This is a genomic window from Corynebacterium sp. (assembly GCF_030538285.1).
Lineage (GTDB): Bacteria > Actinomycetota > Actinomycetes > Mycobacteriales > Mycobacteriaceae > Corynebacterium.
The window spans coordinates 21,691-35,727 of the sequence record NZ_JAUNUG010000032.1 but is presented as its reverse complement, the minus strand read 5'-3'; the positions used below and the strand labels follow the sequence as shown (position 1 = coordinate 35,727).

Here is a 14,037-nt window from a genome sequence, read left to right as displayed (position 1 = left end):
CCTCGTTCATGAGGTTGCCTCCACCCTGCACGAAGGCGTTGACGCCGCCCTGGTTGAAGGCGGTGTAGATGGCCTCCCAGTCGGCGAGGGTGCGGAAGCCGGCGGTCGTGGCGATGATCGTGCCCAGCGAGAGCAGACCCTCGCCGACTGCGCCGAAGTAGCCGACGAAGCGGGCGTCGGTCTCCTTGTCCAGCTGCTTCGAGGAGGTGCCGGAGGAGACGATGCCGTGGAAACCGGAGATGGCGCCGCAGGCGATGGTGACGAAGAGCAGCGGCCAGATCGACGGGGTGCCGTCCGGGACGGCGGTGTTGTACGCCGGGGCCACGAGGGTGGGGGCGGTGATGAGGAAAGACGCGTAGAGGATGCCCAGGCCGACGAAGAGCTGGAGGCCGTTGATGTAGTCACGCGGCTGCAGCAGTACCCACACCGGGAGCATGGAGGCGATGCCGCCGTAGATGAACAGGACGACGATCCAGAAGGCGTTCGGGCTCAGGCCCAGGATGGAGTCGGGCAGCACGATGGGGTAGAGGTCGCCGATGATCATGAGCGCGTAGAGCACGACGACGCCGACGACGGAGACCAGCGGCAGGTTCCACTTGAAGCGGTAGATGGCCTGGCCGATGCACAGCGCGACGATGATCGCGCCCCACGTCGGGATGACCGCAGTCGGGGTGGAGACGAGCAGCCCGGAGATGACCACGGCGAACGCGGCGACGACCATGAGCAGCAGGAGGAAGATGACGATGAGGAAGAGGTTGCGTCCGCGGGCGCCGATGTAGCGGCCGGACAGCGTTCCGATGGACTGTCCCTTGTGGCGCTGCGAGGCCCACAGGGTGCCGAAGTCGTGCATGCCGGCGATGAACACCGTGCCGATGGTCACCCACAGGAAGGCCGGCAGCCAACCCCAGATGACGGCGACGGCCGGGCCGACGATGGGGGCCGCACCGGCGACCGAGGTGAAGTGGTGCCCCCACAGGACGAACTTGTTGGTGGGCACGTAGTCCACGCCGTCGTTCATGGTGTGCGCGGGGGTGCGGTAGTTCGGCGAGAGCTGGTACACCTTCGAGCTGAGGAAGCGCGAGTACAGGAGGTACCCGCCTGCCATCATGGCGAGGCCGATGAAGACCAGGATGAGTGAGTTCACGGTTCGTCCCTCATGGTTGGGGCGGCCGCTGCTGCTTATCGACGGCCGCGTCTGGATATGCTGTGACTTTCAGCCTGTCATATCCTGTGGCCCAGGTCACCGACGAGGCGGGTGCATTGGTTGCCGTGGCCAGTCATTTCCCCTGCGTACAGCGGTGATGTCTGACCAAAGAAAAACCACCCCCGGGGGTATTCCCGGGGGTGGTGTGGTTCTCAGCTGCTACTCGACGCCGATGTCGCCGCCGTTGGTCTTCCAGACCTGGGCGACAGCCGGGCGCGCCGGGGAGTTGCCGCCGTCGGGCCAGTTGGAGGCCGGGTTGTCGACGGTGGCGTCGTCGGTCTCGCCCGGGTGCTGGACGTTGACGAGGACGCGCTTGCGCTCGACGATCGGACCACAGGTCTCGGCCGCGTAGGGGACGGTGAGGAAGCACTTGAGCTCACCGCGGTTCGGACCCTCGACGGTGACGGCGTAGAGGCCGTCGTTGGAGCCCAGGGCGTTGCCGTCGGTGGAGACCCACAGGTTGCCGTACTCGTCGAACGCCAGGTTGTCCGGGCAGGAGATCGGGGAGACCTTGGACTTGTCGAAGCCACCGAAGTAGGTGTACGCCTCATCCGGATCGCCGCAGACGAGCAGCAGGTTCCAGGTGAACTTCTCGCCGGCGTGGTCGTCCTCGATCTCCATGACGAGACCGTTCTTGTTCTCCTTGATCGGGGCGTACTCCATGACGCCCTCCTTGGAGCGGTCGGAGGCTGCGCCACGGTAGGAGTTGTTGGTCAGGGCCATGTAGACCTTGTGGGTGGCCGGGGAGACCTCGACGTCCTCCGGGCGGTCCATCTTGGTGGCGCCGACCTTGTCGGCGGCCTCGCGGGTGAAGATCGCGACCTCTTCGCCGGTGAAGCCGTCGACGTGGGAGGTGGCCTTGCCGTCGGAACCGGTGGTCATCAGCGGTGCCCAGCGGCCGGAGCCGTCGAAGGCGCCGTCGGAGGGGAGCTGGCCGGAGCCGTCGATCTCGGACTGCGGGGAGTTGCCCTCCATGACCGCGACGTAGAGGGTGCCCTCGTCGAGGATGGTCATGTTGTGGGCCTTGTTGCCCTCGATCATCTTCTTGGAAGAGACGAACTTGTACAGGTACTCGAAGCGGGCGTCATCGCCGGAGTAGCACACGACGGTGCCGTCCGCGGTGATGTGGACGTTGCCGGCCTCGTGCTTGAAGCGACCGTTGGCCATGTGCTTGACCGGGACGGAGTTCGGGTCGGTCGGGTCGATCTCCACGAGGTAGCCGAAGCGGTTGAACTCGTTGGGGTGCTTGGACAGGTCGAAGCGCTCGTCGAAACGCTCCCACTTGCGGTCGGACTCGCCGCCGGCAGCACCGAAACGCTTGACCGAGGTGCGGGTGCGCTCGTCGGTGATGCCGTCGGCGTTGGCGAAGTAGATGTCGAAGTTCTCCTCGCCGGAGAGCATGGTGCCCCACGGGGTCAGACCGCCGGAGCAGTTGTTGAAGGTGCCCGCCACGCGGGTGCCGGTCGGGTCGGCGGTGGTCTTGACGTAGTCGGAGCCGGCGCCCGGGCCGACGAGGCGGAACTCGGTGGTGCCGGTGATGCGGCGGTTGAGCGGGCCGAACTCGCGCTTGAGCTCACCGGTGTCGCCGACCTTGGAGACCTCGAGGATGGTATGGCCGTGGTTCGCGATACCGATGCGAACCTGCTCCTCGTCCGGGTTGTCCGCGTCGTAGTTCGGGAACATGTGCGGCTCGGTGGTGTACTCGTGGGAGCACATGTAGAGCAGGCGGTCCGGGTTGGACGGGTGGGCCATGAGGCCGGCGAAGTCGTTGTTGAAGCCGAACTGCTTTTCAGCGGCCTCGAGGGTCTGGTTGCGGATGTCGAACTCCGGGGCACCCTCGATGACCGGGTCGCCCCAGGCGATGAGCACGGACTGGGAGTAGCCGGCGGGGATGACGACCTCATCGCGCTCGTTCGGGGCGACGACGTCGAACTGCAGGCCCTTGCCGGAGACGTGCGGCTGGGAGGAACCCGGCAGGTCTGAGGAGCCCGGGAGCGAGGAGGAACCGAGGGAGGACTGTGCAGCGGCAGCCGGTGCCAGGTAGGCGGCGGCCGAGGCGCCACCGACGGACAGGACGGTGAGGCCGCCGGCCTTGAGGGCGGAGCGGCGGGACATCATGTCACCGAAGTACGGGTTGTCGGAGGTGTTCTCGCACTCGCCGAAGCAGGCGTTGCCGCACTTGTAGGTGCAGGTCACGGAGCTGCGGGACGAGGTGAACTTGTTGCTGAACAGATTGAGACCCTTGATGGTCATGGAGCACTCCAGATATGCGCGAGGTGATAGGTATGACTTCCTCAGACCGTAGATACGTCAGATGTCCGCCTGGTTCAGGTCAGGTGAAAGGTGGGTGAACAAGCGGTACGTGACATGAATCTCATGTCGCCCCGCTATTAATTACGGGAAAAGCCGTTTAATATCGGTGGGCGTACCCGAAGTCCGGTAGCCCTCAAGGAGAGCAATGTTCACCACCGCAGTCCCCACCGCCCGCGACCGTCACCTCACCCCGGAGCATGAGGAGATCGTCAAGGCGACCCTGCCCGCCGTCGGCGCCAACATCGGCACCATCGCGCAGACCTTCTACCGGACCATGTTCGGCAACCATCCGGAACTGCTGGCCAACACCTTCAACCGCGGCAACCAGAAGTCCGGTGAGCAGCAGAAGGCGCTGGCCGCCTCCGTCGCGACGTTCGCCACCATGCTCGTCGACCCGAACGCCCCCGACCCGGTTGACCTGCTCACCCGCATCGGCCACAAGCACGTCTCCCTCGGCATCACCGCCGACCAGTACCAGATCGTCCACGACAACCTCTTCGCCGCCATCGCCGAGGTGCTGGGCACCGACGTCGTCACCGAGGAGGTCGCGGCAGCGTGGGGCGAGGTCTACTGGATCATGGCCGACGTCCTCATCACCTTCGAGGAGGCCCTCTACGAGTCCGACGGCGTCACCCCGGGCGATGTGTTCCGGGATGTCGTGGTCGTCGATAAGCAGGAACTGACCGACACCGTCACCACGTACACCCTCGAAGGCGACCTGAGCACCCCGCGCCCGGGCCAGTACACCTCGATCGGCGTTGTGCTCGCCGACGGCGCCCGCCAGCTGCGTCAGTACTCCATCATCGGCCAGGCACCGGGCCGCTACACCATCGCCGTCGAGACCGAGGGCGAGGTGTCCACCCACCTGCGCGAGAACGTCCAGGTCGGCGACACCATCCAGGCGACGCTCGCCGCCGGCGACCTCGTCCTCGAGGAGGGCGACGACCCGGTCGTGCTCGTCTCCTCCGGCATCGGCTCTACCCCCATGGTCGGCATGCTGTCCTACCTGGCCCGTACCGGCTCCGGACGCCGCGCCACCTACCTCCACGCCGACGACTCCGAGGCCGCCCACGCCCAGCTCGGCCAGACCACCGCGCTGCTCGAGCGCCTCCCGGAGGTCACCGCCGCCCACAGCTACCGCTCCAACGGCGAGCTCATCCGCATGGCCGAGCACGATCTCGCCGGTTCCGACGTCTACCTCTGCGGCGGCACCGAGTTCCTCCAGGCCATCCGCCGCGACCTCGAGGCCCTGCCGGAGGACAAGGCGCCGAAGTCGGTCCGCTTCGAGCTGTTCTCCCCGAACGACTGGCTGTTGGGCTAGCCACCGCCATTCTGACTGACTTCAGAGGTCGAAGACTGACCCGTCCTGGGGTTTTGCAGAACTGAAGTCAGTCAGAATGCAGATCGGCCGCCAGCCCGCGGCTGGTCACAGGAAGTGCACCAGCGCTCCCACCACGAACACGAACGTGGCGAGCGAGGCGCAGGCGCACTCCATGAGCATCCCCAACCCCATCGACTTCATCGCCTCCACCGAGGAGCGCCACGCGGCTGCGAGATCGCGGCGGCGCAGCCATTCCGCGAGCAGCAGTCCCGCCGCGAAGCCGAGGAACAGCCCGACCACGGGCACGATGAACATGCCGACCACGCCGACGGCCACGCCGAACAGGACCGGCCCGCGGGGGATCTGCTCCCGGCGCATCTTGCGGCCGGTGAGGATGGCCGACGCGCTCATCCCGATCACGGCCAGCACGATGCCGATGATGCCGGCGGTCCACGACGCGCTCGACCCGAGCACCCACGCCCACACGAGCAGCGTGCCGATCGTCAGCAGCGACCCGGGCAGGATCGGGATGACCGTGCCCGCGACGCCAACGATGAGCAGCAGTCCGGCGAGGGTCGTCACGGCGACCTCAAGGGTGGTGGAATCCATGCGCCCCAGTGTCCCACCGCCGGGCACATTCGTCATACCGGCCACGCAGCGGCGATGAGACTCCGACGACCCGGATGGACTACCCTTGGAAGCCGTGACCGAGCAGAAGAATCCCCAGGACCTCCCCGAACAGCTGCGCATCCGTCGTGAGAAGCGTCAGAAGCTCATCGACGCCGGTGTGGAGCCCTATCCCGTCACCGTCGACCGCACCACGTCGCTGGCTGAGCTGCGCGAGCAGTTCGCGGTCGTCGCGGAGGGCGAGTCCGCGCCCGAGGGCCTCACCGCCCTGATCGCGGGCGAGGAGACGGATGTCGAGGTGGCTGTCGCCGGCCGCCTCATCTTCATGCGCAACACGGGCAAGCTGTGTTTCGCCACGCTGCAGGACGGCGACGGCACCCAGCTCCAGGCCATGCTCTCGCTGGCCGAGGTGGGTCAGGAGTCCCTGGATTCCTGGAAGGCGGACGTCGACCTGGGTGATTTCGTCTCTGTTCGTGGTCGGGTCATTGCTTCTCGACGCGGCGAGTTGTCCATCATGGCCTCGTCCTGGCAGATGGCAGCGAAGGCGCTGCGGCCGCTGCCGGTGACGTTCGCGGATCTGTCCGAGGACACCCGGGTGCGCCACCGCTACACCGACCTCATCGTGCGGGAGCAGGCGCGGATCAACGCGATGACCCGCATCAAGGTGATGCGGGCGCTGCGCCACCACCTTGAGGGGGAGGGTTTCCTCGAGGTGGAGACCCCGATGCTGCAGACCCTGCACGGCGGCGCGGCGGCGCGTCCCTTCGAGACGCACTCCAACGCGCTCGACATCGACCTCTATCTGCGTATTGCGCCGGAGCTCTACCTCAAGCGCTGCGTGGTCGGTGGCATCGACAAGGTCTTCGAGGTCAACCGCAACTTCCGCAACGAGGGCGTGGATTCCTCGCACTCCCCGGAGTTCGCGATGCTGGAGACCTACCAGGCGTGGGGTGACTACAACACCGGCATGACCACCATCCGCGAGCTCATCCAGGCCGTGGCCATGGAGGTCTTCGGTTCCCATGTGGTCACGCTCGCCGACGGCACCGAGTACGACCTCGGTGGCCAGTGGCCGGAGATCGAGATGTACCCCTCCCTCAACGAGGCGCTGCAGCGCACGCACCCGGGCCAGCCGGAGGTGACCATCGAGTCCTCCGTCGAGGAGCTCAAGGCCATCGCCGCGGCCATCGGTCTGGAGGTTCCCGCCAAGGGTGGCTGGGGCCACGGCAAGCTCGTCGAGGAGATCTGGGAGCTGCTGTGCGAGGACCAGCTCACGGGTCCGATCTTCGTCAAGGACTTCCCCGTCGAGACCTCGCCGCTCACCCGTCAGCACCGCTCGAAGCCGGGTGTCACCGAGAAGTGGGACCTCTACGTCCGCGGTTTCGAGCTGGCCACGGGCTACTCCGAGCTGGTCGACCCGGTGATCCAGCGCGAGCGTTTCGAGGACCAGGCCCGCCTGGCCGCCGGCGGCGACGACGAGGCCATGGTGCTCGACGAGGACTTCCTCGCCGCCATGGAGCAGGGCATGCCGCCGACCTCCGGCATCGGCATGGGCGTCGACCGCCTCCTCATGGCCCTGACCGGCCTGGGTATCCGTGAGACGGTGCTCTTCCCGATGGTCAAGCCTGAGCAGCATTAGGGGTCATCCCTGACCCCGCGCGAGGGTGGCTGAGCTGGGAGTTTCCTGGGGTCAGGCGCGTGGGGGCTGGGTTTTCCAGACTTCCCCCAGAAAGAGATGACGTCTGACGACTAGTTGCCAGCGATGGTTTCTACGTTGAGTGCATGACCAACCCATCCCCTTCCCGGCGCATCATCGCCCTCGATGTGCTGCGCGGTATCGCGATTCTGGGCACGCTGCTCACCAACATCTGGATCTTCTCCGGATCTGCCTTGCGCCCCGACGCAGCTCAGGCCGAGGGCGCGCTGGCGGCGCTCAACCGCATCATCGACGTCGGCCTCAACCTGTTCACCGACGGCAAGTTCATCGGCCTGCTGACGATCATGTTCGGCATCGGCCTGGAGATCCAGCGCCAGTCCGCCCTCCGCCGCGGTGAGCCCTGGCCCGGCCGCTACCCCTGGCGCGCGATCGTGCTGGTTATCGACGGCCTGCTCAACTACCTCTTCATCTTCGAGTTCGATGTCCTCATGGGGTACGGACTCACCGCCCTCGTCGTCGCGACCGTCATGGCGACAAGCGAGAAGGCGCAGCGGATCTGGATGCTCGTCGGCCTGGCCGCCCACCTGACCTACCTGTTGCTCATGACCGGCATCTCGTTCCGGGGCGTCGAGAAGCTTCCCGATGTCGCCGACGCGAACCGCCTCGAGGCCGTCGCCCTGCCCGGCACCGACTCATACTGGGGGATGGTCGTCGAACGCGCGCAGAACTTCCTCGGCGGGCGCGGCGAGATCCCCATCATGTTCTTCATGGGCCTCGGTCTCTTCCTCGTCGGCGCACACCTCTACCGCGCCGGGCTCTTCCTCCCCGAGGGGGTGCGTCTGCGGCGCATCGTCATGGGCCTGGGATTCGGCATCGGTTTCCCGCTCGACTGGGCGATGCGCCTCACGGACTCAGGTGGTGCCTTCACCCGGTACGGCACCTCCACCATCGTGTCCTTTGGGCTGCTCGCTGCGGTCGCCGCGTTCTACGTCCACCGAGAGCGGGTCGGGGCGCTCGGACACGGATTGTCACTGGTCGGGCGCATGGCGCTGACGAACTACATTCTGCAGAACCTCCTCGCCTCGATCATCTTCTACGACTGGGGCTTCGGGGTGAGCGGGAGGATCCAGGGCCCCGGGTACCACCTGTGGACCCTGGGCATCTACCTCGGCATTGCCGCATTCCTCATCGCCCTGTCCGCCGTCTGGCTGCGCGTCTTCCGCCGCGGACCAGTCGAGCTGGTGTGGCACGACATGGTCGACCGGATCGCGGATGTGGCGGAGCGGGGGCGACAGGTGCCGGTGCGGTAATCGAGGACCTCGTCCTCGCCGACCACCACGATGTGTTCGCGGGTGGTGGCGGGATCGAAGAGGAGGAGCTCGCCGTCCCGACGCTCGTGGTTCAGGGAGGTCATGGGCCCAGAGTAGGCGTCGATTAGCAGCCCCGGCGACCACCGGCTACGATGAGCCTCTTTCATATAGAGACATAGAGAGGTGTGCGTGAGCACCGCTAAGAAGCAGTCCCTGCCCGCCGACGTCAAGATCATCCTCGTCGTCCTCGTCGGCGCCGCACTGGTCATGTTCCTCAACGAGACCATCCTGTCGGTGGCGCTGCCGTCGATCATGTCGGATTTCGACATCCCCGCGACGACCGCCCAGTGGCTGACCACCGGCTTCATGCTCACTATGGCCGTCGTCATCCCGACGACCGGCTGGATCCTGCAGCGCTTCTCGACGAAGCAGGTCTTCCTCGCCGCCGTCACCAGCTTCCTGGTGGGCACCGTCGTCGCCGCGTGGGCGCCGACGTTCACCATTCTGCTCATCGGACGCATCGTTCAGGCGGTGGGCACCGCGCTCATCATGCCGCTGCTCATGACCGTGGCGCTGACCGTCGTGCCCGCCAATCGACGCGGCTCGATCATGGGCGTCATCTCCATCGTCATGTCCGTGGCCCCCGCGCTCGGCCCGACCGTGTCCGGCTTCATCCTCAACCGTCTCACCTGGCACTGGCTGTTCTGGCTCGTCGTGCCGCTCATCGCCGTGGCGCTGGTGGTCGGCGCCCTGTTCATCCGCAACATCGGCGAGACGACCCGCTCCCCGTTCGACCCGCTGTCCGTCGTGCTCGCCGGCCTCGGATTCGGCGGCCTCGTCTACGCGCTGAGCACCCTGGGCACCGCCCCGCGGGTGGCGGTGGCCGTGGCAGTCGTCGGTGGCATCGCGCTGGCCGTGTTCGTGTGGCGTCAGACCACGCTGGAGACCCCGCTGCTCGACCTGCGCCCCTTCACCATCCGCAACTACACGCTTTCGGTGGTGGTGACCCTGCTGCTCATGGGCACCCTGCTCGGTGTCGTCATGGTGCTGCCGATCTACCTGCAGACCGCGCTCGGTGCCACCGCGCTGGTTACCGGCCTGCTGCTCATGCCGGGTGGCCTGGCCTCCGGCCTGCTCGCCCCCTTCATCGGCCGTCTCTACGACCGGGTGGGCCCGCGGCCGCTGGTCATCCCCGGTGCGCTGCTGCTGCTCGGTGCGGTGTGGGCTATGACGCGACTGGACATCAACTCGACGATCACCGAGGTGATCATCATGCACATCGTCTTCTCCCTCGGCCTGGCGCTCATGATGACCCCGCTCATGACCACCGCCCTCGGTTCGCTGCCCAAGCACCTCTACGGGCACGGCTCGGCGATCCTCAACACGCTGCAGCAGCTGGCCGGTGCCGCAGGTACCGCGATCCTCATCGCGGCCCTGTCCTTCGGGACCCGGGCCGCGGAGGCCGGGGGAGCGGACCTCGCCCAGGCGACCGCCGACGGCGCGCACACCGCGTTCATCGTCGCCGGCATCATGGCCATCCTCGTTCTCCTGGCCAGCCCCTTCGTGACCAAGGTCGCCGAGGAGCAGCAGGAGGACGGGCAGGCCTTCTAGGTCACTCCTCGAGCAGCCACTCGGTGAGGGAGGCCGCCGCCTGACGGGTCTGGTGCACGACCATGCCCAGCTGCGTGTCGCGGGCGAAGAGGCTGAGCACCAGGTGCCCCACCGGGGCGTGCTCGATCTTCGCCAGGGACATGTACTCGTCCCCGGGCATGGCCACCGTGACGATGGTGTCCCGGTCCTCCTCCTTGAGCGGGTCGATGACCTGGGCCTGGGCGCTCGACACACCGAGCATGGAGGAGTTGAGTGCCGTGATGCGCGCGGCGTCGAGCGCATCGTCGAGGCCCACCGAGCACACGTGGATGCCGTCTCCGGTGCCCAGCACCACGGCGTGGATGCCGGGGACGTGGTGGCGCATCCGTGACATGTACGGCAGCGCCGCGGCGGCCAGATCGTTGTGGTTGAAATCGCGGCCCCGGATACGTCGGTGGCGGCCCATTTCCTCGAGCAGGGGGCTGGTCGTCATGGTCAACGCTTCTCCTTCAGGACAGACAGGACCTGGGTGACAACGTGTGCCACCTGCTCCTTCTCACGTGGGTCCGCCACGGACACCGGGATGTGGGGGTAGCCGCGGCGGGCGAAATGCTCGCGCAGGGCCGGGACCGGATCAGGGAACTCCGGGTCGAGGAAATTGACGGCCACCACCAGGCGGTCCATGGCGTTGATCTCCTCGATCACCGGGATCCACTCCTCGACCTGCTCCTCCAGGAGGTAGCCGTAGCCGAAGAACCACAGGACGATGGCGGCGTCGGGGTTGCGCGCCGGTGCGCGGGCGTCGTCGAAACGGTCCTGGCCGGCCGTGCCGAACAGCGCGATGCGGGTGCCGTCGGGCTGGTCCCACACACCGAAGTCGATGCCGACGGTCGTGGTGGTCTTCCAGCGGGCGTAGAAGTCCTCGGGGGTGGCGGCGCGCACCTCCGTGGTGATGGGTGCCACCGTCGACAGGGAGGCCACGGCTGTCGTCTTTCCGACGCCCACGGGGCCGAGGAAGACGACCTCGTCGTCCGAGTAGGAACCGACGACGGCGTCATCGGGAACCACCAGGTAGGGATCAAGATCCTCGACCGCAAGTTCCTCGAATTTCCCGTGTCGGCGGCGCCGCACCGGGGGGAGCTTCATACCAGGGCCTCCGTGTGAATGTGGATAGCGACACGCCCTAGTATTGAGGAGCGCTCACAAATTGTCTAGTCTCAGCCTTAGTCGGTGCTTAAGGTTGTCTGTGCAACCGTGGGCCCGTTCGACACCACATTCATCAACGAAGGACAACCATGACTCAGCAGGAGAATCTCTACAACTTCCTCAACAACGTCGCCGAGGACATCAGCGGCTTCATCGGTGGCTCGGTCGTCGACCTCGACACCGGCATGTCGCTGGCCTCGATCTCCCGCTCGGGTGACTTCGACCTCGACGTCGCCGCCGCCTACAACTCGGAGATGGTCAAGGCGAAGTTCAAGACCATGAACGCGCTGGGTATCGACGGTGGTCTCGTCGACATGCTGCTCACCCTCCGTGACCAGCTGCACCTGATCAAGCTCCTCGACAACCAGATGTTCGTCTACGTGGCCGTGTCCTCGGATCAGTCGAACCTGGCGCTGCTGCGCTCCGCCGTCAACGCCAACACCCGCAAGTACGGCCTCGTATGAAGTGAATCCGGGGAGATCCTGCGGGAGGCCCCGCAGGAGCCGCCGGATGTGACGGTGCCGGCGCGTGTTGCGGCGCTGGAACCAGAGCCCGCGCCACTGCCGGAGCCGGACCCGGAACCTGCCGTCGAGCACGTCCCCTGGTGGAAACTCTGGCGCTGATGCGCTCTCCCGGTGCCCTTCCCCGTTAACGCCACTGCGCCCCAGGCTTTTGCCTGAGGCGCAGTGGCGTTGCTGTTCGCTTATCGACGCCCGCCCCGTCACTGTATTCACGAGGCGGGCGTTATGCATGTCTTCTCCGGAGGGCACTGGAATGGGTGTGCTTTTCATTGCCAGGGTGGGAAATGTGCGATATTTGCCGCGCAAAAGTACAGCCCCGAGTTTCTGCTTCTCCGAGTTGTTCATGCAGGTCACGCGGTCTATGATACGGAAAGTAACTTCCGACATCTGCGGCCACTCTCCTTGAGGACTTTGCTGTGACTGAACTGAGCAAACGTGAAATACAGGTAGCCATTACATGGCTTACTTACCCATCAAAGAAGAAGGCTGCCTTTGCACTCGGCATTTCTGAGGACACCGTTCGAACCCATATAGCCCGCATTCGCGGAAAGTACATGAGCGTCGGCCGGCCCGCCGCGACGAAGTCAGATCTGATGATTCGGCTCATCCAGGACGGCCACTACCAACCAGGCCCGGCCTGAGGGCACGGAAAAGAAGCCCGGACGTGATCGCGGAGATCAGGTCCGGGCTTCTTTTGTGCCCTACGCGAATGCCCCGCCGGGAGGCGGGGCATTCTGGGCGTCAGTCAACTGGAGCGACTAGCGGGAGGAGCCGAAAGAGGAGCCGAGCGGGTTCGGTGCCGGGTTGGTGCCCGGGTTCTGGGCGTCGGCGAGCTCCTTGAGGGCGTCGATGAGCGCCTGGCGGTCAGCCTCGGCCTGCTCGACGGCGGCGCGCTCTGCGGCAAGGCGAGCTGCCTCGGCCTCGCGCTCGGCCTTGATGCCGGTGTCGATGAGCTCGACGCGCTCGAGCTCCTCGCCCCAGATGCGGCCGTTCTTGAAGATCTTGAGGTAGGTCTTGGTGGCGAAGTCGAGCTTCTGCTCGAAGTAGAACTTCTCGTCGTCGTTGTCGCGCAGGTCGGACTCCCAGGCGAGGTGGTACTCGTGGGTGGCTGCGTCAGCCTCCTGCAGGTCGCGGACGTTGAACTTGATGCCGTGCCAGATGTTGTGGAGGACCTCGCGGTACAGGGTGCGCAGGGTGGTCTCGCCGACGATCTCGTTGTTCTGGAAGAGCTCGATGTAGCGGGCGACGACGGAGAAGTAGGCCTCGACAGCGCGGAGGGTGTCGCGCTGTGCGGTGGCGCGCTCCAGGTAGAGCTGACGGACGATGACGTCGGACTTCTGTGCCTCGCGGTTGGAGGCGACAGCGGTGTCGTAGGCGGCCTTGAGGGCCGGGTAGCCGGCGTCGACGGCGTTCTTCAGGTTCTCGAGAGCGATCATGTGCTCGCGGTTGACGTACTGGCCGTCCTGGATGTCGATGTTCCAGTCGCCGGCCAGCTCGAACTGGCGGTTGACCTCAGCCTGCAGAGCCTGGATGGCGCGGAAGACGGAGACTGCGTTGGCGCCGTCGGCAGCCGGGATGGTCTCCAGAACCGGGAAGTACGGAGCAACGTGGGTGTTCTTGTCGTTGACGTCGTTGATCAGCGGGTTGATGACGGCGCGGAAGTCGTTGAGGGCCTTGACGAAAGCTTTCCAGTCAGCCTCGGCGATCTGGTCCTTCTCCAGGGCGTAGGCGACGGAGTTGCGGGCCTTCTGGATGTTGGCGGATGCGGTGGCCAGCTCGGCGGATGCGACCTGTCGGGCGTCGTCGAAGGCCTTCTGAGCTGCCTGCTCGGACGGGTCGAAGCCGTCCTGGCCCAGGTTGATGTACTCGTCGACGATCTCGGTGAAGGACGGATCGTTCTGGAAGACGTACAGGTAGTCGGCGGTGCCGTCGGTGAGGGAGCGCAGCTCGTTCTCGGTGATGTTCTGCGCAACGACCGGCGCGGATGCGGAGCCGTCCTGGTTGTTGTAGCCGTCCTGCTGGGTGGTGTCGACAGCGAAGGCGGGGGTTGCCAGGCCGGAGATGCCGGTGGCCACGGCGATGGCGCCGGCGAGAGCGGCGGTACGGATGCGGTTCTGGAACATGAGTGGAAACTCCTGTATTCGATCTGGATGGCGGGACTCACGTCTGCACGAGGTGTTCAGTCGTGGGGAAAGTCCATCGCGAAAAGGAACCGGAATTTCTCCGGCATTCGAACTTCGCAATGCTGGCGACTCAGTCGCTGGCGTGAACCTTATGGCAGTTTCCAG

The 14,037-nt window shown here is 65.9% G+C and carries 12 protein-coding genes; 6 read left to right on the top strand and 6 right to left on the bottom strand.

The window, feature by feature from the left end; genetic code table 11:
• Both Q4G50_RS10670 and Q4G50_RS10665 read right to left on the bottom strand, forming a co-directional pair.
• Window positions 1–1,144 (bottom strand): carbon starvation protein A (locus Q4G50_RS10670; protein ID WP_303377648.1); only part of this gene is annotated, 1,144 nt, incomplete at its 3' end.
• Window positions 1,145–1,363: 219 nt separating this feature from the next.
• Complete coding sequence (locus tag Q4G50_RS10665; protein WP_303377647.1) at window positions 1,364–3,457, bottom strand: PhoX family phosphatase; 2,094 nt, start codon at window positions 3,455–3,457, stop codon at window positions 1,364–1,366.
• A 205-nt stretch (window positions 3,458–3,662) separates the two neighbouring features.
• Between Q4G50_RS10665 and Q4G50_RS10660 the strand changes: the two genes are divergently transcribed.
• Window positions 3,663–4,838, top strand: a complete 1,176-nt coding sequence (locus Q4G50_RS10660; RefSeq protein ID WP_303377646.1) for a globin domain-containing protein — start codon at window positions 3,663–3,665, stop codon at window positions 4,836–4,838.
• Window positions 4,839–4,943: 105 nt separating this feature from the next.
• On the opposite strand, the gene Q4G50_RS10655 is transcribed toward Q4G50_RS10660, so the two are convergent.
• Window positions 4,944–5,447, bottom strand: coding sequence for a DUF456 domain-containing protein (locus Q4G50_RS10655; RefSeq protein WP_303377645.1), 504 nt, complete (start codon window positions 5,445–5,447; stop codon window positions 4,944–4,946).
• A 94-nt stretch (window positions 5,448–5,541) separates the two neighbouring features.
• Between Q4G50_RS10655 and lysS the strand changes: the two genes are divergently transcribed.
• The 3 genes from lysS (at window position 5,542) to Q4G50_RS10640 (ending at window position 10,043) form a co-directional block, all read left to right on the top strand.
• Entirely contained in the window at window positions 5,542–7,104 is a 1,563-nt protein-coding gene (gene lysS, locus Q4G50_RS10650; protein ID WP_303377644.1) for a lysine--tRNA ligase, read from the top strand.
• A 143-nt stretch (window positions 7,105–7,247) separates the two neighbouring features.
• On the top strand, window positions 7,248–8,432 hold the full coding sequence (locus Q4G50_RS10645; protein WP_303377643.1) for a DUF418 domain-containing protein: 1,185 nt from the start codon (window positions 7,248–7,250) through the stop codon (window positions 8,430–8,432).
• A 189-nt stretch (window positions 8,433–8,621) separates the two neighbouring features.
• Entirely contained in the window at window positions 8,622–10,043 is a 1,422-nt protein-coding gene (locus Q4G50_RS10640; protein ID WP_303377642.1) for an MDR family MFS transporter, read from the top strand.
• A 1-nt stretch (window position 10,044) separates the two neighbouring features.
• Here the strand turns inward: Q4G50_RS10640 and Q4G50_RS10635 are convergent, their stop codons facing one another.
• Window positions 10,045–10,515: a hypothetical protein gene (locus Q4G50_RS10635; RefSeq protein WP_303377641.1), complete on the bottom strand. Its 471-nt coding sequence runs from the start codon at window positions 10,513–10,515 to the stop codon at window positions 10,045–10,047.
• Between the two features lie 2 nt (window positions 10,516–10,517).
• Window positions 10,518–11,168: a hypothetical protein gene (locus Q4G50_RS10630; RefSeq protein WP_303377640.1), complete on the bottom strand. Its 651-nt coding sequence runs from the start codon at window positions 11,166–11,168 to the stop codon at window positions 10,518–10,520.
• 149 nt (window positions 11,169–11,317) lie between these two features.
• Here Q4G50_RS10630 and Q4G50_RS10625 point away from each other — a divergent pair, with 149 nt between their 5' ends.
• Together Q4G50_RS10625 and Q4G50_RS10620 are read left to right on the top strand one after the other, a co-directional pair.
• Window positions 11,318–11,692: a hypothetical protein gene (locus tag Q4G50_RS10625; RefSeq protein ID WP_303377639.1), complete on the top strand. Its 375-nt coding sequence runs from the start codon at window positions 11,318–11,320 to the stop codon at window positions 11,690–11,692.
• Window positions 11,693–12,165: 473 nt separating this feature from the next.
• Window positions 12,166–12,390 (top strand): LuxR C-terminal-related transcriptional regulator, encoded by a 225-nt coding sequence (locus Q4G50_RS10620; RefSeq protein ID WP_303377638.1) that lies wholly within the window; start codon window positions 12,166–12,168, stop codon window positions 12,388–12,390.
• A 117-nt stretch (window positions 12,391–12,507) separates the two neighbouring features.
• Here Q4G50_RS10620 and cspB read toward each other — a convergent pair whose 3' ends face one another.
• Complete coding sequence (gene cspB / locus Q4G50_RS10615; RefSeq protein ID WP_303377637.1) at window positions 12,508–13,872, bottom strand: S-layer protein PS2; 1,365 nt, start codon at window positions 13,870–13,872, stop codon at window positions 12,508–12,510.
• Window positions 13,873–14,037 lie beyond the last annotated feature (165 nt).